Genomic DNA, 26,024 nt, shown 5'->3' on the forward strand with positions numbered 1-26,024 from the left:
GCACCTGACTCTACTTGGCCGCTCGGTGTTACCCGTCAGTGCCGCCGATGGGCCAGACTGGAATGGTCGGATTGCGGTACAACGGGTGGAGGACCAAGGGTGTCCGAAACATGGGCGCACGATCGTGGCCCGGAGCAGGAGCCGGTGGTCACCGGGGACGCTGTCGTCCTGGATCTCCCTCCGGCGGGGTTCGCGACCCGCATGGTCGCGATCGCCATCGACGTGGCCGTGCAGGCGATCCTGTTGTTCTGTGTGATCGTTCTCGGCGCGGTCCTCACGGCGACCGCCGTCAGCGGCGCCTCGATCACCGCGATCCTCACGGCGCTGCAGGTGTTGGTCATCATCGGCTATCCGACACTGTGCGAGACGCTCACCCGCGGCCGCAGCCTGGGCAAGGCCGCCCTGGGCCTTCGGGTGGTGGGCACCGACGGGTCCCCGGAACGCTTCCGGCAAGCCCTGGCCCGCGCCCTCACGGGGTTGGTCGAGCTGTGGATGACCTTCGGCGTCGTCGCCCTGATCACGTCGCTGCTGAACCCCAACGGGCGCCGTATCGGTGACTTCCTCGGCGGGACGATCGTCGTACAGGAACGCGCCCCCAGCCGCACGACCGGCACGGTCCCGATGCCGGACCGGATGGTCCACTGGGCGGCCACCGCGGAGCTGTCGCAGATCGACGACAAGAGCCTGGCCATGGCCCAGCAGTACGTGCAGCGCTACAACGAACTCGTGGACCCCGCCCGGCACACCATGGGAGTCCAGGTCGCGATGGCCGTCGCCCGCCGCGTCACCCCTCCTCCCCCACCGAACACGAGCCCGGTGGAGTTCCTGTCCGCCGTGCTCGCCGAGCGCCGCCGGCGGGAGCAGACGCGCCTCACCGAGATGACCGCCCGCCGCGAGGACCGCGGCTGAGCCCACTCCCCTCTCACGCCGACACCGCCCCCTGGAGAAACCGTGTCCCCTGTCCACGTCGTCGCCATCGCCGACCACGAGATCCCCACCCGTCCGGCGCTTCGGATCGCCCCCGGCGACGTCGCGGAGGTGGGCGAGAACGACACCACATGGCCGGCCTTCGTGTTCGTCACGACGGCCTCCGGCACTGGTTGGGTCCCCGAACGCCACCTCGGCACCGAGCGCCCCACCACGACGGTCGTCACCGCCTACAACACCCGAGAGCTCCCCGTCTCAGCTCAGGACGAGCTCACCGTGCACGAGGACGACCCCGAGTCGGGGTGGAGCTGGTGCACCAACAGAGACGGCCACGCCGGCTGGGTCCCCCACACCGTGCTCCGCAACAGCGAGGACTGACGGCGCCAGGCTCGTCACCACCCCCAAGGCCAGCCGACGTGGCCAAGAGAATAAGCCGCGCGCAGCGCGACCTTTGTGGGGTGACACCGACGTTTCCGAGGGCCGCAGTTCCCCCGACCGCGCAACCTGGGTGAGGGACCCGGCCTCGCCGAGTTCGTGGCGAAGCGGGGCACCGGGGATCGCCCGGGGCCCTACCGGGGTGGGCGACTTTCTCGCCCACCCGACCAGGGTCACCCAGGCGATCCGCCCCGCGCCGTACGGACCTCATACGTCGACGGCTCGCCGGCCACAAAGACCCACATGCCAAACAGTGCCCGCCAGGCATCTCCACACGATGCGCGAGAGGTAACGGTCCCAAGGAGAAGCAAGGCGCGAAGCGCGTTGGGGCGATGGCTCCGCCTTCGCCCACCACCGCAAACAGGGCGCCGGGCAATGGCCGAACCCATGACCAAGCCCGTCACCACCACCCAAAGGCCAGCCAACGTGGCCAAGAGAATGAGCCGCACGCAGCGCGGCCTTCGTGGGGAGAGGTCTGCCGCTCCCGGCTCCCCCGGGCGCGCACCCGCCGGGTTTGCGGCGCGCGAAGCGTGACCCCACTACGACGGCCCCGGTGAGGCGCCGCCGGGGCTCAGTGGTGCCAGGAGCGCTGGTAGGCGATCTGTTCGTCGGAGAGGGTGTCGATCTGGAGCCCCATGGCTCCGAGTTCCAGGCGGGCGACCTCGGTGTCGATCGCGTCGGGGACGTCGTGGACACCGGGGGCGAGTTCGGTGCCGGTGGCGAGCCACTCGGTGGAGAGGGCTTGGACGGCGAAGGACTGGTCCATGACGGCGGCGGGGTGGCCCTCGGCGGCGGTCAGGTTCACGAGGCGTCCCTCGGCGAGGAGGATCACACGCCGCCCGTCGGCGAGGACGTACTCGTCGGCCTGGGGCCGGACCTCGCGGCGGATGTCGATGGCGAGGGCCTCCAGCCCGGGGAGGTCGATCTCGACGTCGAAGTGGCCGGCGTTGGCGAGGATCGCGCCGTCCTGCATGCGGGCGATGTGCTCGGCGCGGATCACGTCACGGTTGCCGGTGACGGTGACGAAGACGTCGCCGTGGGCGGCCGCCTCCGTCATGGGCAGCACCGTGTAGCCCTGCATCGCCGCGTCGAGGGCCTTGACGGGGTCGACCTCGGTGACGACCACGCGGGCCCCCATCCCCCGGGCACGTTCGGCGAGGCCGCGCCCGCAGAACCCGAACCCGGCGACGACGAGGGTGCGCCCTGACAACAGGGTGTTGGTGGCGCGCATGATGCCGTCCAGGGTGGACTGCCCGGTGCCGTACCGGTTGTCGAACATGCGCTTGGTGGCGGTGTCGTTGACGGCCACCATCGGGATCCGCAACGCGTTCTCCGCCGCCATCCGGCGTAGCCGGATCACTCCGGTGGTGGTCTGCTCGCAGCCACCGATCAATCCCGGGAGGAGGTCGGGCCGCTCCACGTGGATGAGGTCCACCAGGTCGCAGCCGTCGTCCAGGAGCAGGTGGGGGCCACCGTCGATGACGGTGCGCAGGTTGCGTTCGTAGTCGGTCGCGGAGAGCCCGGAACGGGCGTAGACCGCGACTCCGACGTCGCGCACCAGGGCCGCGGCGGTGTCGTCCTGAGTGGTGAGCGGGTTCGAGGCGGCCAACTCCACCTCGGCACCGCCTTCCCGCAGGACCCGCACCAGGTTCGCGGTCTCCGCGGTCACGTGCATGCAGGCGGCGACGCGAAGTCCCTCCAGGGGGCGCTCCTCGACGAACCGTTCCCTGATCCGGCGTAACGCGGGCATCGCCCGTGCCGCCCACTCGATACGGCGGACCCCGGCCTCCGCGAGGCCGAGGTCCGCGACGTCATGCGGGGACGCCATGAGCCGTCCCGCGCGGGGTGTCGGTGCCCATCAGTACCGGTAGTGCTCCGGCTTGTAAGGGCCCGCCACGTCCACACCGATGTAGGCGGCCTGCTCCTTGCTCAGCTCGGTGAGCTTCACGCCGAGCGCGTCGAGGTGCAGCCGCGCGACCTTCTCGTCGAGGATCTTCGGCAGCGTGTAGACGCCGATCGGGTACTCATCGGTCTTGGTGAACAGCTCGATCTGCGCGATCGTCTGGTTGGTGAAGCTGTTCGACATGACGAAGCTGGGGTGCCCGGTGGCGTTGCCCAGGTTGAGCAGCCGGCCCTCGGACAGCACGAGGATGCTGTGGCCGTCGGGGAACTGGTACTCGTGCACCTGCGGCTTGATCTCGAGCTTCTTGATCCCTGGAATCCGCTCCAGGTTGAACATGTCGATCTCGTTGTCGAAGTGCCCGATGTTGCCGACGATGGCCTGGTGCTTCATCCGGGACATGTGGTCGGCGGTAATGATGTTGAAGTTACCGGTGGTGGTGACGAAGATGTCGGCCGTCTCGACGACGTCCTCCATGGTCAGCACCTGGTACCCGTCCATCACGGCCTGCAGGGCGCAGATGGGGTCGACCTCGGTCACGATGACGCGCGCGCCCTGGCCGCGCAGCGCCTCGGCGCTGCCCTTGCCCACGTCGCCGTAGCCGGCGATGACGGCGGTCTTGCCACCGATCAGCACGTCGGTCGCACGGTTGATGCCGTCGGGGAGGGAGTGGCGGCAGCCGTACTTGTTGTCGAACTTGCTCTTGGTGACCGAGTCGTTGACGTTGATCGCCGGGAAGAACAGCTTGCCCTCGTTATGCATCTCGTACAGGCGGTGCACACCGGTGGTGGTCTCCTCGGTGACGCCCTTGATCCGCGAGGCGATCGTGGTCCACTTCTTGGAGTCCTTCTTCAGGGACTCCTGCAGCAGCTTCAGCACGACCTGGAACTCCTCGGAGTCCGCGGTCGCGGGGTCCGGCACGGCGCCGGCCTTCTCGAACTCGGCGCCCTTGTGGACGAGCATCGTGGCGTCGCCACCGTCGTCCAGGATCATGTTGGGGCCCTCACCGTCGGGCCACGTCAGCGCCTGCTCGGTGCACCACCAGTATTCTTCGAGCGTCTCGCCCTTCCAGGCGAAGACGGGCACGCCCTGGGGGTTGTCGGGGGTGCCCTTGGGGCCGACGACCACGGCGGCCGCGGCGTGGTCCTGGGTCGAGAAGATGTTGCAGCTCACCCAGCGGATCTCGGCGCCCAGCTCCACCAGGGTCTCGATCAGGACCGCGGTCTGGATCGTCATGTGCAGGGAGCCCATGATCTTGGCGCCACGGAGCGGCTTGGAGTCGCCGTACTCGCGACGCGTGGCCATCAGGCCCGGCATCTCGTGCTCGGCCAGCCGGATCTCGTTACGTCCGAACTCGGCCAGAGACAGATCGGCGACCTTGTAGTCGAATGCCATGCGTTTCTACTCTCCTCCGATCGCACACGCGCGCCCCCGGCGGTCCGCGGTAGCGCCACCGAGCCGGTGTGGATCTTCGTTGAAGCTGGGATACATCGTGAGTCTAGAGCCGGATCCCTTGATCCCACACCCGCGAGTCGAACAACTTGACAGTACTTTGTTAGATTTGCCGTATGGAGCGGGCGACGAGGGACACTCCCCAGGAGGCGGCGCGGCGGATCGCGGAACGGACGGCGCGTCCCACCGGACCAGGCACGACGCGGGGACCAGCCGCCCCGGGCCCGGAGCCGGAGCGCCGGGAGCCCGCGGCGGCCGCCTCAAGCGGGACACCGCAGGCCGTGGGCGAGGTCCCGATCGGGGACGCGGCGGCTCGCCTGGGCACCACTCCACGGATGCTGCGCTACCGCGAGAGTCTCGGCCTCCTTCCCCGCACCAAGGAGCTGCCCAGCGGGCGGGGACACCGGCACCGGCGCTTCTCCGAGGGCGACCTGTCCGCCATCGAGGAAGGGCTGCGGATGGAGCACGACTACGACATCACGCCCACCGCACTGGACTTCGCACTCCAGATCCTCGCCGACCCCAGCGCGATGGCGCGGGTCCGCGCCTACGGGGAACGGGTGGGCCGGCTGCGACCGCCGCCGACGCGCGCCCTGGACTTCGAGAAGCAGAAGGCGCTGCGTCTGCTCTCGGAACGCTCCCAACCACGGTGAGTCCACGACGCCCCGGCGGTCCGCGCCCGGCGCCCTGGGCGGGATGCCGGGGAGAGCGCTGAGCGGAGCGCGCCGGCGAGGGTCAACTGGCGAAGACGATCAGGATGATCAGCAGCAGCAGGATGATGATCGCGATGAAGACGGCCGGCAGCACCCACCCCTGCGACAACACGGGGTCGTGGGACTGCGGCGGTTGGGGCGCCTGCGGAGGCTGCGGGGCCTGACCCGGCGGCGCCATGTGCTGCGCCGGAGGACGCCCCATGGCCGGCTGCCACCCGGTGGGCTGTTGCTGTGGCGGCGGCATGGGCCGCATGGGCTGCTGGGTCACGTGCGGCGGCGGATACGGCGTGTAGGGCCCCTGCGGGCCGGTCCGTGGATGTGGCGGCGGCATCGGCGCGTGCGCCCCGGTCATCGGGTGCGGTGGCGGCGGGGTCTGCGGCCCGCTCATCGTGGCCCCCGGGCCGGTGTGCGGCATGTGGCCGCCGGTGGGTCCGTGCGGAGGGTGCGTGCCGGGAAGGTCGGCGCGGGAGATCCGCTGGGAGGCACGTTCCCCTTCGGCGACCGCCTCGTCGGCCGAGGGCGCGGCGTTGCCGGTGTCATGCCCCAACAACCGCATCAGCAACTCACTCGCCGACGGGCGACGGTTGGGGTCCTTGTCCAGGCAGGCCTCGACGGTCGGGCGCAGCGAGTCGGGAACACCGGACAGGTCCGGATTGGCGCTGACCACTCGGTGCACCACGGCGGGAACACTGTCGGCGCCGAACGGCGCGTTCCCCGTGGAGGCGAACGCCATGACGCAGCCCCACGCGAAGACGTCCACCTTGTCGGTGACGTTGCCGCCCTCGATCTGCTCGGGGGCCATGTAGGACGGCGTGCCCATGATCGAGCCGGTCATGGTGGCGCTGCCGTCCACGACCCGCGCGATCCCGAAGTCGATAACCCGCGGGCTGTCCGGCCCCAGCAGCACGTTGCCGGGCTTGAAGTCGCGGTGCACGATGCCCGCCTGGTGGATCGCGACCAGCGCCGTCGCCGTGGAGATCGCCAGACGCTGCAGGGAGGCACCCCGTCGCGGACCCTCGGAGGCCACCGCTTCCTGCAAGGAGGGACCGGGGACGTACTCACTGACGACGAACGGCGGCTCGCCCTCGAGGTCGGCCTCGTGGATGGCGGCGGTACAGAAGGCCTGGACCTTCTGTGCGGCCCTGACCTCCTTCTCGAACCGCTTACGGAGCTCGGCGTCCTGTGACCACTGTTCGTTCAGTACCTTGATGGCGTAATCTTCGCCGTGCTCGTCCCGCCCCAGATAGACGATCCCCTGGCCGCCCTTACCGAGCCGACCCAGCAGGCTGTAGTTGCCCAGCGTTAAGGGGTCGGTCGTGGAGAGGGGGTCGGGCTCGGACATCTGAATCCTCCAGGACACGGCGCTGGTACCAGCGATGCGGCCGGGTGCGGTAGCCGACCCACGACTGTCCGACACCGTACCGGATCTTCGAAAGAGTCGCTCCGGACGCCGGTCCCACCGTAATGCTTCGCCGCGGTGGGCGACAGCCGCCGGCGAGGGATGGCCTATACCGGCACGGGGGTGCGCCGCGTGATCGGCCTCGCGGCGTCAGGCCTCGTTGACGACGCGCGCTTCCTCCACCAACAGGACCGGAATCCCGTCCCGGATGGGGTAGGCGAGCCCGCTCTCGTCGCAGACCAACTCCTCGGCCTCGCTGTCCAGCCGGAGCGGAGCCCTGCTCTTGGGGCAGGCGAGGATGTCCAGCAGCCAGTCGTCGATCTGTGCGCTCATATTTGTATCCCTGAAGTGCGATGTCAGTGCCATTGTAGGCGCGAAGGCCAGGCCGGTTCACAGCGTTGTTTCCCGGACGGTCCCCTTCGGCGGACCCGTTGGCCCTCGAGAGCCCCATCCTCCGTGGTTCGAGGGGCTCCCTCTCCCCCAGCGGACGACCGGCCGCGGACCACTGGGGCCTACGGCGTTCCGCCCGTTCTACGCGCGCACGATCTCCAGTACGCGGTCCCGGAGCGACCGCATGGTCTCCTCGTCCGCGCCCTCCACGTTCAGCCGCAGGAGGGGCTCGGTGTTGGAGGGGCGCAGGTTGAACCAGCTCCCGTCGCCGAACAGCACGGAGAGACCGTCGAGTTCGTCTATCTCGACCCCTGGTTCCCCCGCGAAGGCCGAACGGACCGCAGCGGTGCGTTCCGCCTGGTCGGAGACCTCGGAGTTGATCTCGCCGGAGGCGCTGTAGCGGCTGAACTCCGCGGCGAGCTCGGAGAGGGGGCGGGTGCTGTGTCCCAGGGCGGCGAGGACGTGCAGCGCGGCCAACATGCCGGTGTCGGCGCGCCAGAACTCCCGGAAGTAGTAGTGACCCGAGTGCTCCCCACCGAAGATGGCGCCGGTTTCGGCCATCCGTGCCTTGATGAAGGAGTGACCAACCCGCGTCCGGATCGGTGTCCCACCGTGTTCCCGCACGATCTCGGGCACGGCCGTGGAAGTGATCAGGTTGTGGATGACGGTTCCGCCCGGCTCGACCGCGAGCTGGCGGGTCGCCACCAGCGCGGTGATCGCCGACGGCGGCACCGGTTCTCCCCGCTCGTCCACCACGAAGCACCGGTCCGCGTCGCCATCGAAGGCGAGGCCCAGGTCGGCTCGTGAGTCCCGAACCCGTCGCCGCAACGCCTCGGTGTTCTTGGGGTTCATGGGGTCGGCCGGGTGGTTGGGGAAGGTGCCGTCCAGCTCGAAGTACAGCGGATCGACACTCAGCGGCGGCGCGGCACCGACGGCGTCCCCCAACACCGCGGGCACGGTGTGGCCCGCCATGCCGTTGCCCGCGTCGATCACGACCCGCAGGGTCCGAATGTCGCTGAGGTCGACCAGTGAGCGCAGGTAGGTGGCGTAGTCCGCGAGATAGTCCCGGTCACGCACGGTGCCGGGCGAATCGACGGGCGGGAGGTCCCGCTCGGCGAGGGCACGGATCCGCGTGAGGCCGGTTTCCTCTCCGATTGGGGTGGCGCCGGGGCCGCACATCTTGATGCCGTTGTACTGGGCCGGGTTGTGGCTGGCGGTGAACATCGCCCCGGCCATCGACTCGTGCCCGGCGACGAAGTACAGCAGATCGGTCGATCCCAGGCCGGCGCGGGTGACGTCGCTCCCCCGGTCGGCGGCGCCCTCGGCGAAGGCGGCGGCCAGCGCCGGGGAGGACGGTCGCATGTCGTGTGCGACCACGACGGGCGCCCGCTCGTTGAAGTCGGCGAAAGCGGCGCCGATGGCACGCGCCACGTCGGTGTCGAGCGCGTCCGGGACCACGCCGCGGACGTCATAGGCCTTGAAGATGGGACCGAGATCGCGCAAGAGAACTCCGGTGGATTGGGTGTCGTCGCGGCGGCGTGACGTCATTCTGCCGGGTAGGAAACTCCCCCGGACTGCGGATCCGCCTCGCCGGAACGCACCACCCGCAGGTGGCCCCGTTTGGAGGGCCGAGACTCGACCCCGGAGTCCTCCGGAGGACGGGCCGCCTCGCGCACCGCGTTGGCCAGCGCCTCCAGGTCGTCACTGGCGGGCGTGGGATCCGACTCCAGCGGAAGCCGCAGGATCTCCCAGCCGCGCGGGGCCGTCAGCCGTTCCGCGTGCGGAGCGCAGAGGTCGTAGCAGTGCGGTTCCACGTGGGTCGCGAGTGGACCGACCACAGCAGTGGAGTCCGCGTAGACGTAGGTGAGCGTGCAGACCGCGGGATGCCGGCACGCCGTGCGGGAACAGCGTCGAACAACGCTCACAGACACCCACCGTAGCCGCTTCCAGGAACCTTCGCCAGCATCTCACGAGTGACCATCGCCTGGGGCTGCGCAATCGTCGCTGATGGCCTAGGCTCATAAGTGTGCGACAGGTGCACCGTCCCAGGACCAAGCGAGCACGTTACCGCGACCGACACGGCCGAGGTCTGCGTGGCCCACTCACACCCGCTGAGCTCCCGGTGGCGCGAACCCGGGCGCAGGCGTTCCAGGATCTCGTCGAGGAAGCCGTCGAGCGGCTCAAACCGCGATGGTCTCGCGAGTTGTCGACGATCGACTTCGTCGTCGAAGACGTCCCGATCGTACCGCCCGCGGCGACGGCGGACGACGGGATCCCGTTCGCGCGCTCCGAGGTCGCGCGGCAGACGGGCCGAGCGCGGATCGTGATCTACCGCCGTCCGGTGGAGATCCGCACCAGCGACCCCGAGGAGAAGGCCGAGCTCGTCTACGACAGCGTCGTGGAAGAGGTCGCGTCCCTACTCGGGCTGGAACCGGAAACCGTGGACCCCGAGGCGTAGCCACGGGGGCGACGGCGGGCGAACGCCCCCCACCTCGGCGGCCTGCCCGCCAAGAGGCCCTTCAGTCACGCCTGCCCACGGGTACCTGATGCGGCGACCATCGGGGTCGACCGTGACGGGGGGTCCGAAGCGGCCGGCGCTCGGGGCCACGCGGTCGGCGCTCGAGATCGGCCCGGTGGATCGTTCCTCCACCCCTCACCACGCACCAGGTACGAGCCACGTGTCGGGTGACCGTGGAGGCGACACTTCCGTGCGCACCGGGTGGCGGGGCCAGGGCGACAGCGGGCGAACTCCCCCTCGTCGGCCTACTGAACCACCCTGTTCTGGGGGAGTTCTCGAGGCTCGCGGCCGCCTGGATGACGTTCGTCCGCGTCGGTTCCTTCGGATGGCCAACCAGAAGCCGCCGCCCCGGACGGCCACTCCCCCAACCGAAAGCCTCCAAGGACACTCCCCCTGATGCCCCGCCATCGGGGCTCCGTGCCGCGGTACCCCGCTCCACCGGACCGTAGAACGTGACACGCACGAAGCCGTCCCCGCCGGGCCCCCAGAGCGGCTCGTGCCGGCCGCCCATGACCGGGGCTCGAGAGCGCACCAAGTCGGGCGACCCTGCCCACCACGCCCCACACGCGGGAGCCGCACGACCGCCGCCGTGGGCACTGCCCTACGCGGGGCGACATCCGGGCGTCGACGTCGCTGGGACGCCGCTGACCGCGACGCGGGCGATCCGCGAGTCGCGAACGGCCAGGGACGAGCGACACCAGTTCCCGCGCCCACTGGGCCCAGAGCGGCTCATACCGGGCCACCTCGGCCGGGGCTCGAGATCGGCCCGGTGGATCGTTCCCCCGACCACGCACCAGGTACGAGACACGTGTCGCGTGACCTTCGGGAGCAGGCACTACCGTGCGCACCGGGGCCGACGTGGGATGCCCCCAACTCCGTCTGGCCACGAGTCGCGATGCGTCACGGACGGGCGACGCCGGCTTCCTCGCCGGCCGGCGACGGGACTACGCGCCCGAGCGGGCCGACGTGGCCCCACGGGACGCCCACAGAAAGCGAACCCCGATCAGGGAGCGGCCCATCGCGACCTGGTCACCGCACGCGCCTCCACATGGGCGCGACGCGACACCCGCCCTTGCCATTCGAACGCGCGTTCGTATAATGGTGACTGAAATAGGGAATGGATATTCCCGATGCCCCGGTGATTCGTCCGAAGGGAGCGGGATGAACCAATTTCGGACAGCACACGAAGGAGCACGTGTGCCGCTGCACACGTGCTCCCATTCTCGCTAGAGCATGCCATCCAGAAGTTCGAAGTCCTGGCCAGCCGCCTTCTTGAGACGTCTCCGCTCTCGTTCGGACAGGCCACCCCAGATCCCGAAGCGCTCGTCATGCTCTAGGGCGTATTCCAGGCACTCCGCCCGAACCTCGCATGACTGACAAACTTTCTTGGCTTCTCGGGTTGACCCGCCTTTTTCCGGGAAGAACGCCTCAGGGTCGGTCTGCGCGCACAGGGCGCGCTCTTGCCAGCCCAGATCCTCTTCCGGACCGTGCGCCAACGGGATGAGCTCCCCCATGCGCACCTCCTCATCGCCCCCTCGATGTACCCCCCATATCGAACCCCCAGGGGTTAGTTACACCCCGAAATTACACGCGCCCATTCCTCGTTACGTCAAGCTCGGCACGTCGGCAGCGCACGGATATCGGAAAACCTGATTGACCGCGCCCGGGCGAGTTACGGACAACTCGTCACTTCTCGTCGCGGTACCACCCTGCGGGGAGGTCCATGCCGTTGTCGCCCTGCGCCGCGTTCTGCGCGTCACTGGAGGACGACGCCGCAGGCCAGGCCTGCGTTGAGGCGTTGGAGTTCAGGGGTGGATGGACCATGGTGGCGTCCAGCTCGCCGCCACCCTGCGTAGGCTGTGCCGCCTGAGCCGGCTGCGCGGATTGACCGAAAGCGGTCTGCGCCGGTTGTGCCGGAGCCTGGTACGCCGACTGATATCCGGCGGCACCGGTCTGGTAGCCCTGCCCGGTTTGACTGGAATCAGGTTGTCCGTATCCCGGATAGGCCTGCGCGGGTTGGGCGTAGGACGCCGACTGCTGGGCGTCCGCCCCGTAACCGGGGTAACCGCCGGTCGAGTAGCCCTGCCCGGTCTGCGCGGGGTTCTCCCCGGTGGGCTGCCCAGAGTAGGCGGTGCCGCTGTAGCTGCTCGCCGCGTTGGGGTCGCTCTGGCCGTAGCCCGCGTAGCCCCCGGTCGAGTAGCCCTGCCCGGTGTTGGCGGGGTCGGGCGCGAACGCGCTTTGCGCGGCGTGGCCACCGGTGGGGTAACCGGCCGGGGGGTGGGGGACGCCCTGGTCGGCCTGGCCGTATCCGGGGTAGCCGCCGGTCGAGTAGCCGCCCGGGGTGTCCGCCGGAGGCTGCGCGGCGGGGTAGCCGGTGCTCGGAGTGGCGGCCGGGTAGGCCTGCTGCGTCTGCTGTTGGTCGCTTGACGGACCGGACGGCAGGTAGGAGATCTGTTCGGTCTTGACGTACCCGTCCTGCTCCTGGGCCGGCTGGCCGCCAGTGGGACTCTGCGGCACCTGGTTGCCCTGCCCGGTCTGGTTGGCCGGCGCGGCCTGCATCGCCTGCGAGGGGTCGAAGTGGCCCTGGTTCCCGAACTGCCCACTGGTTGCGGCGTCCTGGCCCCACTGGGCGCCGGGGACCTGCCCACCGGTACCGGTGTGTGCGGGGTCCGGCTGCCCGGGTGCCGCAGCGTAGTGGGCGCCGGTGGCGTTCTGCCCCGTCATGGCGGCCTGCCCGGTGTTGGCGGGGTCGGGGTACCCGTAACCGGGCTGGCCCCCGGTGGGACTCTGTCCCATCATGTGGGCTCCGGTGGCGAAGGCCGGCTGGGCCCCGGTCATGCCGCCCATGGGGGGCTGGGCACCCGTCGGGTGCATCGGAGGCATGCCGGGCACGGCGCTGTCCGAGGTGCGGGGGACCAGGTTGTTGTCACTGAACACCAGGAACAGGAAGTACCCACTGAGTCCGAGGACGGCGATGTTGGACAGAGAGTGGAACAACGAGGACATGATGACCGGGAACGTCTCGTTGTTGACGATCCCCATAACGAGACCGACGACGCCGGACAGAACACCGATACCGGTGAGGATCATGGCCACCAGGACCACAATGAACACACGCGGGGACTTCACCGGGGCGGTGACCATGAGCAGCACGGCCGCGAGCAGCAACATCACGGTCGTCAGCCCAACGGAGGCGATCGCGGACCCCGAGCTGAAGGCGCTGCCCAGGATGCTCGCGGCGGCCGCGCCGAGCAGAACCCATGCCGCGGGCTCCCTCAGTCGCTGAATAGATTCGTTCATCATGAGCGGCTCTCCCCTCCGCTTCCCCCGCAACATTGGTGCAAGCGTCGTTGTGTCCGGTGCGGTGCGGGTTGGTGTATCGGCGCCGGCATATCGCCCAAGAGCGTAGCTATCGGACGCCTTCGCGGCACATTACCCTGCGACGGTCGGGGGATAGGTCGCGGGTTGGTCGCGATGCCGCGGCCACCCGGCCCACCCTGTCAGACTTGTCCGCATGCGGATAGTCGTACTGGCGGGCGGTATCGGGGGCGCCCGGTTCCTGCGAGGCCTGCGGAAGGCCGTGGCCGACGGAACCGGGGGCGGCCCCGACGCGACCACCATCACAGTTGTCGGTAACACCGGGGACGACATCACGTTGTTCGGACTACGAGTGTGTCCAGATCTGGACACCGTGATGTACACCCTCGGGGACGGGATCAACACCACGAACGGGTGGGGGCGGGCCGATGAGACCTTCACGATCCGGGAGGAGCTCGCGGCGCACGGCCAGGAGTCCCTCTGGTTCACCCTGGGGGACCGGGACTTCGCCACCCACATCATGCGCACGGCAATGTTGAACGAGGGTCTGCCGCTGTCGGCGGCCACCGAATCCCTGTGCCGACGCTGGGATCTGGGGATGCGCCTGCTGCCGATGACGGACGACCCGGTCGAGACCCATGTCGTGGTCGACGACGACGGCACTGAGCGCGACCTGCACTTCCAGGAGTGGTGGGTGCGTCATCGCGCCGCGCTGCCGGCGCGGGCCATCTACGGCGCCGGCGCCGAGGCAGCCGCCCCCGCACCCGGGGTCCTCGAGGCGTTGGAGGAGGCGGACTTCGTGCTGTTGCCGCCGTCCAACCCGGTGGTGAGCGTGGGGACGATCCTGTCCGTACCGGGACTCCGCGAGGCGGTGGCCGCGAAGACCGTGGTGGGTGTCTCGCCCATCATCGGCGCGGCACCGGTCCGGGGGATGGCCGACGCGTGTCTCGCCGCGATCGGCGTGGAGACCAGCGCCCGGGCGGTGGCCGAACACTACGGTCCCGACCTCCTGGACGGGTGGCTCGTGGACACGGTCGACGCCGAGGTCGCCGCGTCCGGAGTCACGGGGATCTCGGTGCGGTCCCGTCCCCTCTACATGACCGATGACGACGCCACCGCGGACATCGCCCGGGAGGCGATCGCGATGGCGCGAAAGATCGTGGGAGCCGCGCGGTGACCGAGTTGCAGATCCTTCCCGTCCACGGCGTGCCAGAGATCCGCCCCGGTGACGACCTCGCGGAGATCCTCGCCGCGCGGGTGGAGCTGCGGGACGGTGACGTTCTGGCGGTGACGTCCAAGATCGTCAGCAAGGCCGAGGGGCGGGCACGCCCGGGGCCACGGCAGGACGCCGTGGCCGAGGAGACGGTGCGTGTCGTGGCCCGTCGGGGTGACCTACGCATCGTCGAGAACCGCCAAGGCCTCGTGATGGCCGCCGCCGGCGTGGACTCCTCCAATGTCGCCGCCGGTGAGGTATTGCTCCTTCCGGAGCGGCCGGACGACTCCGCCCGTGGGCTGCGCGCGCGGTTGCGGGAGCTCACCGGTGCGTCCGTGGCCGTGCTCCTCACCGACACGTTCGGCCGGCCCTGGCGGGTGGGACAGACCGACATCGCCATCGGCGCCGCCGGGCTGGACCCTCTCACCGACCATCGCGGACGGCAGGACGCACACGGCAACCTCCTGGAGGTCACCCTGAACGCGGTGGCCGACGAGATCGCCGGCGCCACGGAACTGGTGAAAGGCAAGGCCGACCAGGTGCCCGCCGCCGTCGTCCGGGGGCTCGCCCACCTGGTCACGGCCGAGGACGGCCCGGGAGCGGCCGCGTTGGTGCGCTCCCCCGAGAACGACCTGTTCCGCTACGGCTCACGCGACGTGCTCTTCGCCCGGCGGACGGTCCGCTCCTTCACCGACGAGCCGGTCGACCCCGATGCGATCCGGCGCGCGGTCTCCGCCGCCGTCACGGCACCCGCTCCACACCACACGACGCCGTGGCGGTTCGTGGTCGTGGAGTCGGACGGGACCCAGAAGCGACTGTTGGACGCCATGGCGGAGGCCTGGGCGCAGGACCTACGCGGGGACGGGTTCACCGAGGAGCAGATCGGCAAGCGGCTCCGACGCGGGGAGGTACTGCGCCAGGCCACGACCCTCGTGGTGCCGTGCCTGGTGGCCGACGGTGCCCACCCCTACCCGGACGCGCGCCGCTCCGAGGCGGAACGGTCGATGTTCCTGGTCGCCATGGGCGCCGGAGTGCAGAACCTGCTCGTCGCCCTCGCCGTGGAGGGCCTCGGCTCGGCGTGGGTGTCCTCGACCCTGTTCTGCCCCGACGTGGTGCGCCAGGCCCTGGACCTGCCGGACAACTGGTCCCCCATGGGCGCGGTCGCCGTCGGCCACCCCGCCGTCGCCCCCACCGAACGCCCACCGCGTGATCCGGACGACTTCATGGTGCGTCGCTAAGGCAAGGGTGGTGCGTCCTCGCCGAGGACCGCGAGGACACGTTCCCGATCGGCCTTGCGGAGACCCGCACAGGTGCGGACATAGGAGTGTCGGAGCATCTCGGCGAGTTCGTCATCGGGAACACCGCCGTCGAGGCTCACCGTGTTCCAGTGCCGTTTGTTCATGTGGTATCCGGGACGCACAGAGGCGTAGATGGCACGAAGCTCTAGAGCGAGTTCCGGGTCACACTTGAGGTTGACCGAGGGAACCGCGCCGGACTCCACACCCATCAGGGCGAAGATCTTCCCACAGACCTTGAACACGGGGATGTCGGGTGTGAACGGCTCACTCTCCTGCGCTTCGGGATACCACAAGGCCATCGCCGCGAACTGTTCCGGTGTCATCGCTTCCCCCATGTTTTCCTGGCACGGCCCGTCCATCGGATTCTGCCTGGGGGCTCTGACATCGCGTATGTCCCACGCTGGTGGGGCGACGCCTGCCCCACCAGCTCCCGCGCCACTGTCGCTCAGGGGCGCTCCGGACTCCTTGTGTTCTGGAACGCCGCCACACGCCATCCTTCGGGCCGCTCCACGAGCACGAAGGAGACGACGGATGCACGGTCGGGGGTGAGTTCGGAACCGGACAGCTGGACGGCGCCGCCACTCAGGACGTGGGCGACTCCCGGGGCGAGCCACCGAAAGGACATGCCCGGCTCGCCCTCCGCTGCCGTGGATGTCATGCGGGACCCCCGTAGGGGACCGGTGAACAACCGCCGGTGCACGTCCTCGATCTGTTGCCGGCCGACCAACAGACGACCGTCGTAGACGATGTAGGTGGCGTCGTTGGTGAACTGTGCCGCGTAGCGAGCCGCGTCCCCGTTGTTCCAAGCCTCGGCCAGGGTGTCCAGGGTGGGCTTCCATGTGTTGGTCATCGTGATCCGCCTTGAGTGGGGCCGTTGACACCGAGTGCGACACGCGTGGTGTCGGGGTCGCGCACGGTGTCGAGCAGCACGCGGGCGTAGTCGTCTCGGGTCAGCTTCCAGTGCCCCCCGGTCGGATTCGGTTCTCGATCAATGTGGACGTGCCCTTGCGCGGGATCGTCGCAGAGCATGACCGCGCGGACGATCGTCCAGTCGAGCTCGGAGGACCACACCAGGTCCTCGGCGCGAACGAGGTCGGCGTAGACGTGTCGGAAGAACCATTTGATCGGCGCGATGACGGGCCATGGCTTGGTCGCGGCGACATTCCTGCTGCTGGTCACGACGAGACGCCGCACGCCCGCGCGGGTCATCTCGGTGAGCAGCGTTCTGGTGACGTCGCTGACGACGGTGCTGGGTTTGCGGTCCGGCGCGGACACCACGGTGATGACGGCGTCCTGCCCGTTGACCGCTTCGGCGACGGCAGAGGGGTCGGTGGCATCTCCGACCACTGTCCGGTGCACCCCGGAGACATCCCGCAGCGACCCGGGATCACGGACGAGAACGGTGACGTCGTAGCCGTCGGCCACGGCGAGCCGGGTGAGTAGGCGACCGGTTCGACCGCTGGCTCCGATGATGAGTAGCCGGTGTGGGTGAGTCACGGCGTGGTCTCCTGCCCGGAGACGGCGAGGCCGAGTTGGCTGGCTTGGCTCTGGGTGGGCATGGTGTCCCTGTCCCCTCTCGTGTCGCGGCGCCGGGGTCGGCGTCGCGGGTGATTCCACGAGCGAGGTCCACGCGTCTAGGCTGGAGTGCGCATACCCATGCGTCGCTGACGCGGGACCTGTTCTCGTGGTTGCGGCTCGCCGCTGGTGGGAGCGTTGCCGCGCTCCGGCCAGCGGCATTTCCTGTTACTGGAACGTTGGTGGTGGAGTCAGTCCTGGCTACCTCCCGCTATCCCGTCGACCAGTCGTGCCACATCGGTGGGCCAGGTGAGGGCATTGGTGTCGAGATCCCGCACCAGGTCCTGAACCCAGGCATGTTGTGACCGGGCGACGGAGAGGTCGAACTCGGTCTCGATGAAGAGGACACGGGGCAGGTGGTTCCTGGCCTGGCCCAGATCGGATCGCAGGTCCTCTATCCGCTGAGCGAGGGCGTCGCGTCGCCGACGCAGGGCCTCGGTCGCGCGCCGCGGGGGCAGACAGCCAACGAACGACAGGGCCGCCGCAAGCAGCGTGGTGTCGGGATCGAATCCGGCGATCAGGCGCTCGATGCGGTCCCGAACGTCGGCCGCCCCGCGATCGGTGATGGCGTACACGGTCCGTTCCGGCGTGGAACCGTCCCTGACCGTCTTCACCGCGGTGATGAGCCCGGCGCGCTGGAGGCGGTCAACCGCGTGGTACATGCTGCGCGGCAGCCCGGTCACGAAGTCCTTGCGTGTGCACACCATCATCCGATGCATCTCGTAGGTGTGCTTGGGTCCAGCCAGCAGGAGCCCCAGTACGGACAACCCTACGAGGTCACGATCCGCCTTACTGAACCCCATCCGCTCCTCCACCTCCCCGCGTGGAACCGACAACCTAAATAAATATATATGGCATTTTGCCATAATGCGAGACGCACTATCGCCCGACCGCGCGATCGGCCACCGGTGACGTAGTCCGACACGAATCGCTCCTTACCGATTCGTGGGCGCCGCACCTGCGACGCTGTTGGGCGGGGGTGGGGCATGACGACCGAGGATCACGTGTTGGCCGGGCTGGTCATCGTGTTGCTGGTGATCGCTGGGCAACTGTTGTCCGCCAAGCTGCGGGTTCCGGCGGCTATCCTCCTTGTGCTCCTCGGTCTGGGCGTGGGGTTCATCCCCCACATAACCGCGGCTCTGTCACTGACTCCGGAGATGGTGCTGCTGCTGTTCCTGCCGCCGCTGATCTACAACGCCGCGTTCTTCTCCTCGCCACGTGACATGAGAATCAACGCACGCCCGATCGTGGCTCTGGCAGTCGGCATGACCCTCCTCGTCGCTTTCGCGGTCGCGGGGGCGGTGTACTGGGTGTTGCCGGGGGTGACCTGGCCGATGGCGATCGCGTTCGGTGCCGCGGTCGCTCCTACCGACGCTGTCTCGGCGTCCGCGGTGCTGAAGCGGGTGGGGGCACCGCAGCACATCGTCACGGTGCTGGAGGGGGAGAGCCTCATCAATGACGGGGTCGCTCTGACCCTGTTCACGATGGCCGTTACCGCGATGGTGACGCCGTTGACCGTCGCGGACGGCATCGTTGAGCTCCTCCGTGTCGTCCTCGGCGGCGTCGTGTACGGCGTCATCTTCTCCCTGTTGGTGGTGCGGTTCCGCTCCCTGTTCCGCGATAGCGGCACACAGCTGGTCGTGTCGCTCCTCATTCCGTTCGCCGCCTACATTCCGGCCGATCTACTCGGGTTCTCGGGGGTGTTGGCTACGGTGATCGCGGGCTTCTACCTGGGAGTGCATGGGGACGGGCTCCTCCCGCCGCGTGTCCGCGTCACGGGCCGCACCATCTGGAAAGGCCTGGTTCGACTACTGGAGTCGACCCTCTTCGTTCTGCCCGGCCTCCAGTTGCACACCGTTCTGGAGGCCAGGACCGCATACGCGCCGAGCGAAGTGATCTGGGCCGCTGTCGTCGTCACCACGGTCACGATTCTGATCCGGCTGGTCTGGGAGACCATAGTCACCCCTTCACGCGTCATCTCCCGGGAAAACTGAAGTACGACCCGGGCCCCTTTCGCACCCGCCTACTGATCGGGTGGAGCGGCATGCGGGGGGCGATCGCGCTCGCGATCGCCATGTCTCTTCCGGTCACCTTGGACGGAGAGAAGTACCCCGAGCGGCCCATCCTGATCCTGCTGGCCGGCATCGTCGTCATCATCACCCTGGTCGGACAGGGAACCACGTTGGCTCCCCTCCTCCGCCGACTGGGTTTCGCGAGCGAGGACAACACCCGCTACGAGCTGGCACTCGCCCGTGAACGCATGCACACCGCCGCCGCCACCTGCATCGACGAGCTGCTCGCCGAAGGCTCGGTGGACGAGGACACGGCGGATGCGCCCCGGAAGATGCACGTCCGTCAGGCGGAGAACGCGCGCCAGTTGTTGGACACGACGCGACCGCAAGACGCGGCGGAGACGCACGCCAAGCAGATACAGCTCAAGCGGGAGACGATCCAGGCCGAGCGGGACGCCGTCACGTCGCTGTACCGTGACGGCGACATCAGCCACGACGCCTACCAGCTCCTCATTCATGAGCTGGACCTGCGGGAGCCGCCCCAACCGGAGAAGTGAGCGGCTCCCGTCGCTACACCACGGGCAGGCGCCGGCCGCGCACGCTCTCGGCCACTCCGTCGTGCTCCTCGGCGACGGCCTGCCTTTCGGGTGTGACCGGACCGTAGAGGGTGTCCCGCTGCCGTAGGGGACGGCCGGTCGGCTCCACCAGGGCGCGGATGTCGCTGATGGTCTTGAAGGACCCGTTGTCAGATCCGGCCATCCGGCTGATGGTCTCCTCCATCAGCGTGCCGCCGACGTCGTTCACGCCGCCCTGGAGCAGTTGCCGGCAGGTGTCCTCCGCCAACTTCACCCACGAGCACTGGATGTTGTCGATGGTGCCGGTGAGCAGGAGCCGGGCGACGGCGTGCACGGCGCGGTTCTCGGCCACGCTGGGGCCGCTGCGGGCCAGTCCGGCGAGGTAGATGGGGGCGCTGGTGTGCACGAAGGGCAGGAGCACGAACTCGGTGAAGCCGGGACGCCCGTTCTGGTCGAGGGTGCGTTGTTGCAGGGAGCGGATCAGCTTGATGTGCGCGACCCAGTGCGCGGGACTGTCCACGTGCCCGTACATCATGGTGGACGTCGTGGGGATCCCGAGGTCGTGGGCGGTGGTGATGACGTCGACCCACTGCGCGGTGGGGAGCTTGCCCTTGGTGAGGACCCAGCGGACGTCGTCGTCCAGGATCTCCGCCGCGGTGCCGGGGATCGAGCTCAGGCCGGCCTCGCGGGCGCGGGAGAGCCAGTCCCGAACCGAGAGGTTGGTGCGGGCGGAGCCGTTCATGACCTCCATCGGGCTGAAGGCGTGGACGTGCATGTCCGGCACCCGCTGCCGCACGGCGCTGGCGATGTCGAAGTAGGCGGTGCCGGGCAGGTCCGGGTGGATGCCGCCCTGCATGCAGACCTCGCTCGCGCCGGCGTCCCACGCCTCCTGGGCCCGGTCGGCGACCTGGTCCATGGACAGGGTGTAGGCGTCGGCGTCGGTGCGGCGCTGGGCGAAGGCACAGAACCGGCAGCCGGTGTAGCACACGTTGGTGAAATTGATGTTGCGGGTGACGACGAAGGTGACCTCGTCGCCGACGGTGTCGCGGCGGACCCCGTCGGCGAGGGTGGCGAGTTCCTCCAGCTCCGGGCCGTCGGCGTGCAGGAGGGCGAGGGCGTCGGCGTCGCTCAGGCCGGCCGGGTCCCGCTCGGCTTGGCGCAGCGCGGAGCGGATCTCGGAGTCGGTGCGTCGGGGGGCGGTGTCCGCCTTGGCGACGCGTTCTGCGAGGTCCTCCCAGTCGCCGTAGACGGAGTCGAAGTCGCCGCGGCGGTCCTCGGTGCGGCCTTCGGCGTCGATCCCCACGTGGAGGTCGGTGCGGCCGGAGGCCGTCATGCCGGCTTCCGGCTCCTGCCACTGGCGTCCCCGCGGGATCGCGGTCTCGTCGGCGAGGCCGGTCTCGGGATCGCACAACGCCCGTACGTGGCCGAGCAGGCGGGGGTCCAGCCAGGGTTCTCCCCGTCGGATGTACTCGGGGTAGATGGTGAGGCGTTCCCGCAGGGTGAAGCCGGCGTCGGCCGACCGCTCCGCCAGTGCCTCGATCTGTGGCCAGGGGCGTTCGGGGTTGACGTGGTCCGGGGTGAGGGGGGAGACGCCGCCCCAGTCGTCGATTCCGGCGCGCAGCATCAGCGCGTAGTCGTCGCCGATCAGGTTGGGGGGTGCCTGGATTCGGGCGCGGGGGCCGAGGACGACGCGGGTGACGGCGATGGTGGCGGCGAGCTCGGCGAGCTCGGCGTCGGGCCGGTGCATCATCGCGGTGTCGGGCTTCGCGCGGAAGTTCTGGACGATCACTTCCTGGATCGCGCCGTGCTCCTTGGCCGCTCCTCGGAGGGCGAAGATGGACTCGGCGCGTTCGGCGACGGTCTCCCCGATGCCGATGAGGATGCCGGTGGTGAACGGCACGCTGGACCGGCCGGCGTCACGGAGCACCTGGAGACGCACCGCGGGGTCCTTGTCTGGGCTGCCGTAGTGGGGCTGCCCGCGTTCGGTGTACAGGCGCTCGGACGTGGTCTCGAGCATCATCCCCACGGAGGGGGCGACGGGCTTCAGGCGCTGGAAGTCGGTCCAGCCGAGGACGCCGGGGTTGAGGTGGGGCAGCAGGCCGGTCTCCTCCAGGACGAGAATCGCCATCGCGCGGACGTAGGAGAGGGTGTCGTCGTACCCGCTCTCGTCCAGCCACTGCCGGGCGGCGTCCCAGCGGTCCTCCGGCCGGTCCCCCAGGGTGAACAGTGCTTCCTTGCACCCCATCTCCGCTCCGCGGCGGGCGATCTCGAGCACCTCGTCGGGTGAGAGGTAGGGGGACTCCACGCGGCCGGGCACGGTGGCGAAGGTGCAGTAGTGGCAGCGGTCGCGGCACAGGCGGGTCAGGGGGATGAAGACCTTGCGGCTGTAGGTGACGACTCCGGGACGACCGGCGGCCTCCAACCCGACGTCGCGAACGCGCCCCGCGACGTCCAGCAACGTGTCCAGGTCGCTCCCCCGGGCGTGCAGCAACACTTCGGCCTCGGTGGTGTCCAGCGTCTTGCCGGCGGTGGCGCGGGCGAGGGCCCGGCGCATTGCGGTGGGAGTGGGCTTCGTGTCCCCGATTCCAGAAGCACTCATATCCGCGACCCTATGCTGCGGCCCGACGCCTCATGTTGTGCGCCCCGCCCTGGGGTAGCCGCGTTTGCGTGCGCAGACGAGCACGATGCTGCCCCGGGTGTTGGGGTGGAGGGCGTCGCTGAGGGCGACGAACGGGGTGGCGGGGGCGGCCGCGGTGAAGCCGAGGCGTCCTCCGTGCGCCGAGAGCTCCAGGTACGCGCGTTCGGCCGTGGCCGACCGGAACTGGTACTCGTGGCGGAGAACGTCGAGGCTGGCTTGGTCGAGCAGGTGGGCGAGTCGCGTGTGGGAGAAGGTCTGGCGTACGTCGAACCGTTCTCGGTGGACGTCGAGCAGGTGGGGCCAGCGCTCGCCCCGCGTGAGAGCGTCGGCGGAGAGCACGAGGCGACCGCCGGGGCGCAGGATCCGCGCCATCTCGCCGACCGCTCGGGCGGGGTCGGCGAAGTGTTCGAGCGCACACACCGACAGCACGGCGTCGGCCGCCCCGGATGCGACGGGGAGCCGCTGCGCGTCGCCCTCCACGAGGTGCGGGGCGTGGCTGATGCGCCGCCCCCGGCGTAGTTTGGCGCTGGAGAGGTCGACGGAGACCGCCCGCGCCCCGCGTCGGCGGAGTCGCCCCGCCCAGTATCCGTCCCCACCCGCCACGTCCACCACGGTTTTGCCGCGGACGTCGCCCAACCACCGTCGCAGGGTTCGCGCCTCCCGGAAGCGGCAGACGTGGACCTCATGCCCCACCGTCGCGAGGATGTCGTCGAAGAGCATCCCCACACCGTAACGGGGCCGGGGGACGGCGCCGTTTCGGTACCGAGAGGTGCGGGGTCAGCCTGGTGGCTTGACCAGTGGGACGTCCCGGGTGATCTCCTGGAAGCCGACGCCGTCGTACATGGACTGCGCGGCGGGGTGTGCGGGGGCGCCAAGGCAGGCGACGAACATCCGCGCCGCGCCGGCGTCCCGGGCCACGCGCATGCCGTGCAGTTGCAGGGCGGTTCCCAGGCCCCGCCGTCGGTAGGCGTGGTGGGTGCCGACGGGTTCGAACTCGGCGGTCCGTGTGTCGACGTCCAGCCAGACGATCGCGGTCGCGGCGAGGGTACCGTCCGGTGCATGAACAAAGAGGTGCTGGTCGGCGCGATAGGGCGACGTCTGCCGCACGCGGTCGAACGCGGCCTCAGTGAGGATGGACCGGGGCCAGGCGTCGCGGTGCGCGGTGACGGCGTCGGCGGCTGACACGTCCCCGGCGGTGACGAAGCGGAATCCGGTGGGGAGTTCCGGTGCCGGTATCTCGGTCAGGTCCCGTGTGTTGAACCGCATCCAGTGCCCGGTGTCGGAACCGGCCTCGGCGTCGAACTGGTAGCCGTGCTCCCCGGCGATGTCTCGGGCCCGCTTGTCCGGAACCTGCACGGTGAACGCGCGCTCGACGTCGCCGGCCACCTGGTCGTACCAGTCGAGGATCTCGTGCAGCAGCTCCGACCGGTCCGGGCGAACCTGCCAGACGAGTTCCGCCTCCGCGACCTCGCGCACGCTCCCGTCGACCCGCTCGAGCCGATGCGGCAACCGCGCCCACCCCCATCCCACGAGCTGGCCGCCCTCGTGCCACAACCGATGCCGCCACGAGTGGCCGAGTCTGTCGACGTCCTTGCCCCACACCCAGGCCAGTTCCCCGACGGTCGCGTCCCCGTTGATGAGTTCCGGTCGTGTGGCGATGACGTGTTGCGCCAAACCCTGCATCCGCCGGAGTTCATCCGACCCGAGGTCTCCCATGACAGCACTCTGGCAGGGGATGCCGGCCACGTCGAGGAGCCCGACTGGCCACCCCCGGCACCAGGCCCGGAGGGCACGGCGAGCCGCCGAAGTTGCCACAGGGCGTGAGTCACGCGGAGCGTGGCGGTTGATCTCTTCCCTCAGGCGGTCGTCAAAGTTCGTCGCGGCGAAGGGCGCAGGGACCCAGGACACGCGGCACAAGTCGGCGTATCGTCGGGCTATGGGGAAGCACGGAAAGAAAGAACCCTGCTCCGTGTGCAAGGGAAAGGGCGGGTGGAACGAGACCGACGACGGCAACCGCCGCTGGGTCCAGTGTTGGGGATGTTCTTGGCACAGGTGAGGTATGAGTCTGGGCGAACGCGCGATCGCCGCCGTTCCCCGTGCTCGGTTCGTCCCGGACCGGATCTACGTCCGTGACGATGAGACCGGGTGGCTCGTGGCGCTCGACCGTGGTGAGGCCCCCGAAGCGTGGCGCGCGCATGTGGACTCCGTTGAGCCGGTGGTGACACAGGTCGAGTGGGATCCGCGCATGCCCGTCGAGTCGCGTGACGAGGCGACAGGCCGGGGCCGATTCTCGACCTCGTCCTCCAGCGCGCTCAACGTCATGGCACGCATGATCGACGCGCTGGACCTCCGCCCCGGCGCGCGGGTGCTGGAGATCGGCACCGGAACCGGATACAACGCCGCCGTACTCGCCCACATCGTCGGCGAAGGGAACGTGACCTCGGTCGAGGTCGATGCCGAACTCGCCGACAGGGCCCGGCAAGCCCTGGAAGGCTACGGCGTTGAGGTCGTCGTCGGGGACGGACGACACGGCCACCGAGACGGCGCACCCTACGACCGGCTGATCTCCACCGCCGCCGTTTCCGAACTCCCCTCCGCGTGGGAGGAACAAGTCCGGCCGGACGGGATCATCGTGGCACCCTGGGCAGACGGAACGCTCGGCATCATCACCGTAGGCGAAGGGGCACGAGTCGAACCGGACGCACCGTTCATGATGATGCGCCCGTAGGGCGCAAGCCGAAGCGGGCTCGGTGGCCGAGAGGACGCGCCTTACGCAGTTCCCTCTCGAAGCACGACGCCGCACCCGGCACCAGGCCCGGAAGGGGCACGGCGAGCCACCGAAGTTGCCAGATGACAGTGAGTCACGCGGAGCGTGGCCGGTGGTCTCGTCCCTCAGGCGGTGGTTACAGTTCGTCGCTGCGAACGGCGTGGAGGAACGCCCGCCACTCGGTGGCAGGGAGAGTGAGATGGCCGAGGTGGCGGTGCTGGGTGTCACGGATGAGCACCTGGCCAGTGTCGGTACGGCACTCCACACAGTTGTCACCGTTCATGGAGTAGCTGGACTTGGTCCACTGGTTCATCGGGGCCTCCCGTGGAAGGGATGCGGGTTAGCCCGTGCATGCCCGGCAGTGAGGCGCAGGAAACCGGGCACTCAGGGCGAACGAGGGTCCGGAACGCCCCGGAACGGACCGGCTTCGCGAAATGCACGCTGCGCGCTGTGCGGTCTATGGATGGGTGAGGTGGTGGCCGTCGTGGGTGCGGACCTGCGGTGTTTGAGTGGAGAGGGCGTCGAGCACGCGGATGGCGTAGGCCTCGGACATACGTTGGGTCACTTGCTGCGGGGTGAACCATTCCACAGCGCTGGACTCCGGTGAAGTCTGCGGCTCACCGGTGGTGGGGGTACAGCGGAACACCAGGGCGATGATCCCGCGCGCCATGTTCTTGTAGACCCCGGTCAACCGCTCAACCCGAACACCAACACCGGTCTCCTCCCACACCTCACGCACCACCCCACCCTCCGGCGACTCATCAAGCTCCAACACCCCACCCGGCGGCTCCCACGCACCGTTATCCCGCCGCCGAATCACCAACACACGCCCATCCGCACTCACCACCACACCCGCAACCGATACTGAGTGCGACGCCCCCACCAGACCCCCAA

Annotated in this window: 26 protein-coding genes; 9 read left to right on the forward strand and 17 right to left on the reverse strand. The window is 69.3% G+C overall.

Going from position 1 to position 26,024, the window contains the following annotated elements:
- The first annotated feature begins 99 nt into the window (after positions 1 to 99).
- Positions 100 to 909 carry an RDD family protein gene (locus tag J4H86_RS12245; protein WP_236543626.1) on the forward strand — a complete coding sequence of 270 codons (810 nt, stop codon included), beginning with the start codon at positions 100 to 102 and terminating at the stop codon, positions 907 to 909.
- A gap of 42 nt (positions 910 to 951) precedes the next feature.
- A complete protein-coding gene (locus J4H86_RS12250; protein WP_236543627.1) occupies positions 952 to 1,305 on the forward strand; it encodes an SH3 domain-containing protein in 354 nt (117 codons plus the stop codon).
- Positions 1,306 to 1,933: 628 nt separating this feature from the next.
- On the opposite strand, the gene J4H86_RS12255 is transcribed toward J4H86_RS12250, so the two are convergent.
- Together J4H86_RS12255 and ahcY are read right to left on the reverse strand one after the other, a co-directional pair.
- Positions 1,934 to 3,190: an adenosylhomocysteinase gene (locus J4H86_RS12255; RefSeq protein ID WP_236543628.1), complete on the reverse strand. Its 1,257-nt coding sequence runs from the start codon at positions 3,188 to 3,190 to the stop codon at positions 1,934 to 1,936.
- Between the two features lie 30 nt (positions 3,191 to 3,220).
- The gene (gene ahcY / locus J4H86_RS12260) at positions 3,221 to 4,657 is read right to left on the reverse strand and encodes an adenosylhomocysteinase (protein ID WP_236543629.1); all 1,437 of its coding nucleotides are present in this window, start codon (positions 4,655 to 4,657) and stop codon (positions 3,221 to 3,223) included.
- A gap of 338 nt (positions 4,658 to 4,995) precedes the next feature.
- Between ahcY and J4H86_RS12265 the strand changes: the two genes are divergently transcribed.
- Positions 4,996 to 5,367, forward strand: a complete 372-nt coding sequence (locus J4H86_RS12265) for a MerR family DNA-binding transcriptional regulator (RefSeq protein ID WP_236544005.1) — start codon at positions 4,996 to 4,998, stop codon at positions 5,365 to 5,367.
- A gap of 82 nt (positions 5,368 to 5,449) precedes the next feature.
- Here the strand turns inward: J4H86_RS12265 and J4H86_RS12270 are convergent, their stop codons facing one another.
- From J4H86_RS12270 to J4H86_RS12285, 4 genes are all read right to left on the reverse strand, one after another.
- Positions 5,450 to 6,769 (reverse strand): serine/threonine-protein kinase, encoded by a 1,320-nt coding sequence (locus J4H86_RS12270; protein WP_236543630.1) that lies wholly within the window; start codon positions 6,767 to 6,769, stop codon positions 5,450 to 5,452.
- 207 nt (positions 6,770 to 6,976) lie between these two features.
- Entirely contained in the window at positions 6,977 to 7,159 is a 183-nt protein-coding gene (locus tag J4H86_RS12275; RefSeq protein WP_236543631.1) for a Trm112 family protein, read from the reverse strand.
- Between the two features lie 198 nt (positions 7,160 to 7,357).
- Positions 7,358 to 8,719, reverse strand: coding sequence for a phosphomannomutase/phosphoglucomutase (locus J4H86_RS12280; protein WP_236543632.1), 1,362 nt, complete (start codon positions 8,717 to 8,719; stop codon positions 7,358 to 7,360).
- Positions 8,720 to 8,760: 41 nt separating this feature from the next.
- The gene (locus J4H86_RS12285; RefSeq protein WP_236543633.1) at positions 8,761 to 9,141 is read right to left on the reverse strand and encodes a DUF3499 domain-containing protein; all 381 of its coding nucleotides are present in this window, start codon (positions 9,139 to 9,141) and stop codon (positions 8,761 to 8,763) included.
- 164 nt (positions 9,142 to 9,305) lie between these two features.
- Here J4H86_RS12285 and J4H86_RS12290 point away from each other — a divergent pair, with 164 nt between their 5' ends.
- A complete protein-coding gene (locus tag J4H86_RS12290) occupies positions 9,306 to 9,674 on the forward strand; it encodes a metallopeptidase family protein (RefSeq protein ID WP_236544006.1) in 369 nt (122 codons plus the stop codon).
- Positions 9,675 to 10,960: 1,286 nt separating this feature from the next.
- Here the strand turns inward: J4H86_RS12290 and J4H86_RS12295 are convergent.
- Positions 10,961 to 11,248 carry a WhiB family transcriptional regulator gene (locus J4H86_RS12295; RefSeq protein ID WP_236543634.1) on the reverse strand — a complete coding sequence of 96 codons (288 nt, stop codon included), beginning with the start codon at positions 11,246 to 11,248 and terminating at the stop codon, positions 10,961 to 10,963.
- A gap of 172 nt (positions 11,249 to 11,420) precedes the next feature.
- Entirely contained in the window at positions 11,421 to 13,037 is a 1,617-nt protein-coding gene (locus tag J4H86_RS12300; RefSeq protein WP_236543635.1) for a hypothetical protein, read from the reverse strand.
- A gap of 211 nt (positions 13,038 to 13,248) precedes the next feature.
- On the opposite strand from J4H86_RS12300, the gene cofD reads away from it, so the two are divergent.
- Positions 13,249 to 14,229 (forward strand): 2-phospho-L-lactate transferase, encoded by a 981-nt coding sequence (gene cofD, locus J4H86_RS12305; protein WP_236543636.1) that lies wholly within the window; start codon positions 13,249 to 13,251, stop codon positions 14,227 to 14,229.
- Entirely contained in the window at positions 14,226 to 15,503 is a 1,278-nt protein-coding gene (locus tag J4H86_RS12310) for a coenzyme F420-0:L-glutamate ligase (protein ID WP_236543637.1), read from the forward strand. Before cofD ends, J4H86_RS12310 begins: the two co-directional genes overlap by 4 nt.
- Here the strand turns inward: J4H86_RS12310 and J4H86_RS12315 are convergent.
- From J4H86_RS12315 to J4H86_RS12330, 4 genes are all read right to left on the reverse strand, one after another.
- A complete protein-coding gene (locus J4H86_RS12315) occupies positions 15,500 to 15,886 on the reverse strand; it encodes an MmcQ/YjbR family DNA-binding protein (RefSeq protein ID WP_236543638.1) in 387 nt (128 codons plus the stop codon). The two genes, J4H86_RS12310 and J4H86_RS12315, sit on opposite strands and share 4 nt — an antisense overlap.
- Positions 15,887 to 16,008: 122 nt before the next feature.
- Positions 16,009 to 16,413, reverse strand: coding sequence for an SgcJ/EcaC family oxidoreductase (locus J4H86_RS12320; protein ID WP_236543639.1), 405 nt, complete (start codon positions 16,411 to 16,413; stop codon positions 16,009 to 16,011).
- Complete coding sequence (locus J4H86_RS12325; protein ID WP_236543640.1) at positions 16,410 to 17,060, reverse strand: NAD(P)-dependent oxidoreductase; 651 nt, start codon at positions 17,058 to 17,060, stop codon at positions 16,410 to 16,412. Before J4H86_RS12325 ends, J4H86_RS12320 begins: the two co-directional genes overlap by 4 nt.
- 269 nt (positions 17,061 to 17,329) lie before the next feature.
- Positions 17,330 to 17,941, reverse strand: coding sequence for a PadR family transcriptional regulator (locus tag J4H86_RS12330; RefSeq protein WP_236543641.1), 612 nt, complete (start codon positions 17,939 to 17,941; stop codon positions 17,330 to 17,332).
- Positions 17,942 to 18,124: 183 nt separating this feature from the next.
- On the opposite strand from J4H86_RS12330, the gene J4H86_RS27440 reads away from it, so the two are divergent.
- Together J4H86_RS27440 and J4H86_RS27445 are read left to right on the forward strand one after the other, a co-directional pair.
- Positions 18,125 to 19,132: a cation:proton antiporter gene (locus J4H86_RS27440; RefSeq protein WP_330932523.1), complete on the forward strand. Its 1,008-nt coding sequence runs from the start codon at positions 18,125 to 18,127 to the stop codon at positions 19,130 to 19,132.
- Between the two features lie 50 nt (positions 19,133 to 19,182).
- On the forward strand, positions 19,183 to 19,707 hold the full coding sequence (locus J4H86_RS27445) for a cation:proton antiporter (protein WP_330932524.1): 525 nt from the start codon (positions 19,183 to 19,185) through the stop codon (positions 19,705 to 19,707).
- A gap of 13 nt (positions 19,708 to 19,720) precedes the next feature.
- Here J4H86_RS27445 and J4H86_RS12340 read toward each other — a convergent pair whose 3' ends face one another.
- The 3 genes from J4H86_RS12340 to J4H86_RS12350 are packed head-to-tail and all read right to left on the reverse strand — an operon-like array spanning position 19,721 to position 24,079.
- Positions 19,721 to 22,324 (reverse strand): bifunctional FO biosynthesis protein CofGH, encoded by a 2,604-nt coding sequence (locus tag J4H86_RS12340; protein ID WP_269134563.1) that lies wholly within the window; start codon positions 22,322 to 22,324, stop codon positions 19,721 to 19,723.
- 30 nt (positions 22,325 to 22,354) lie between these two features.
- Positions 22,355 to 23,083: a class I SAM-dependent methyltransferase gene (locus tag J4H86_RS12345; RefSeq protein ID WP_236543642.1), complete on the reverse strand. Its 729-nt coding sequence runs from the start codon at positions 23,081 to 23,083 to the stop codon at positions 22,355 to 22,357.
- A gap of 57 nt (positions 23,084 to 23,140) precedes the next feature.
- Complete coding sequence (locus J4H86_RS12350; protein WP_236543643.1) at positions 23,141 to 24,079, reverse strand: GNAT family N-acetyltransferase; 939 nt, start codon at positions 24,077 to 24,079, stop codon at positions 23,141 to 23,143.
- 343 nt (positions 24,080 to 24,422) lie between these two features.
- On the opposite strand from J4H86_RS12350, the gene J4H86_RS12355 reads away from it, so the two are divergent.
- Complete coding sequence (locus tag J4H86_RS12355; protein ID WP_236543644.1) at positions 24,423 to 25,091, forward strand: methyltransferase domain-containing protein; 669 nt, start codon at positions 24,423 to 24,425, stop codon at positions 25,089 to 25,091.
- 175 nt (positions 25,092 to 25,266) lie between these two features.
- On the opposite strand, the gene J4H86_RS12360 is transcribed toward J4H86_RS12355, so the two are convergent.
- A complete protein-coding gene (locus J4H86_RS12360; RefSeq protein ID WP_236543645.1) occupies positions 25,267 to 25,443 on the reverse strand; it encodes a DUF397 domain-containing protein in 177 nt (58 codons plus the stop codon).
- Positions 25,444 to 25,587: 144 nt separating this feature from the next.
- Positions 25,588 to 26,013 (reverse strand): NUDIX domain-containing protein, encoded by a 426-nt coding sequence (locus J4H86_RS12365; protein ID WP_269134564.1) that lies wholly within the window; start codon positions 26,011 to 26,013, stop codon positions 25,588 to 25,590.
- Between the last annotated feature and the right edge of the window lie 11 nt (positions 26,014 to 26,024).

Source organism: Spiractinospora alimapuensis, from assembly GCF_018437505.1.
In the GTDB taxonomy this organism is placed as follows: domain Bacteria; phylum Actinomycetota; class Actinomycetes; order Streptosporangiales; family Streptosporangiaceae; genus Spiractinospora; species Spiractinospora alimapuensis.

Excerpts from the sequence above, each read along its gene's own strand:
- J4H86_RS12320 (WP_236543639.1), bottom strand. The coding sequence starts at position 16,413 with ATGACCAACACATGGAAGCCCACCCTGGACACCCTGGCCGAGGCTTGG.
- J4H86_RS12330 (WP_236543641.1), bottom strand. The coding sequence starts at position 17,941 with ATGGGGTTCAGTAAGGCGGATCGTGACCTCGTAGGGTTGTCCGTACTG.
- J4H86_RS12355 (WP_236543644.1), top strand. The coding sequence starts at position 24,423 with ATGAGTCTGGGCGAACGCGCGATCGCCGCCGTTCCCCGTGCTCGGTTC.
- J4H86_RS12270 (WP_236543630.1), bottom strand. The coding sequence starts at position 6,769 with ATGTCCGAGCCCGACCCCCTCTCCACGACCGACCCCTTAACGCTGGGC.
- J4H86_RS12340 (WP_269134563.1), bottom strand. The coding sequence starts at position 22,324 with ATGAGTGCTTCTGGAATCGGGGACACGAAGCCCACTCCCACCGCAATG.
- J4H86_RS12350 (WP_236543643.1), bottom strand. The coding sequence starts at position 24,079 with ATGGGAGACCTCGGGTCGGATGAACTCCGGCGGATGCAGGGTTTGGCG.
- ahcY (WP_236543629.1), bottom strand. The coding sequence starts at position 4,657 with ATGGCATTCGACTACAAGGTCGCCGATCTGTCTCTGGCCGAGTTCGGA.
- J4H86_RS27445 (WP_330932524.1), top strand. The coding sequence starts at position 19,183 with ATGCGGGGGGCGATCGCGCTCGCGATCGCCATGTCTCTTCCGGTCACC.
- cofD (WP_236543636.1), top strand. The coding sequence starts at position 13,249 with ATGCGGATAGTCGTACTGGCGGGCGGTATCGGGGGCGCCCGGTTCCTG.
- J4H86_RS12315 (WP_236543638.1), bottom strand. The coding sequence starts at position 15,886 with ATGACACCGGAACAGTTCGCGGCGATGGCCTTGTGGTATCCCGAAGCG.
- J4H86_RS12360 (WP_236543645.1), bottom strand. The coding sequence starts at position 25,443 with ATGAACCAGTGGACCAAGTCCAGCTACTCCATGAACGGTGACAACTGT.
- J4H86_RS12345 (WP_236543642.1), bottom strand. The coding sequence starts at position 23,083 with ATGCTCTTCGACGACATCCTCGCGACGGTGGGGCATGAGGTCCACGTC.
- J4H86_RS12300 (WP_236543635.1), bottom strand. The coding sequence starts at position 13,037 with ATGATGAACGAATCTATTCAGCGACTGAGGGAGCCCGCGGCATGGGTT.
- J4H86_RS27440 (WP_330932523.1), top strand. The coding sequence starts at position 18,125 with ATGACGACCGAGGATCACGTGTTGGCCGGGCTGGTCATCGTGTTGCTG.
- J4H86_RS12255 (WP_236543628.1), bottom strand. The coding sequence starts at position 3,190 with ATGGCGTCCCCGCATGACGTCGCGGACCTCGGCCTCGCGGAGGCCGGG.
- J4H86_RS12275 (WP_236543631.1), bottom strand. The coding sequence starts at position 7,159 with ATGAGCGCACAGATCGACGACTGGCTGCTGGACATCCTCGCCTGCCCC.
- J4H86_RS12295 (WP_236543634.1), bottom strand. The coding sequence starts at position 11,248 with ATGGGGGAGCTCATCCCGTTGGCGCACGGTCCGGAAGAGGATCTGGGC.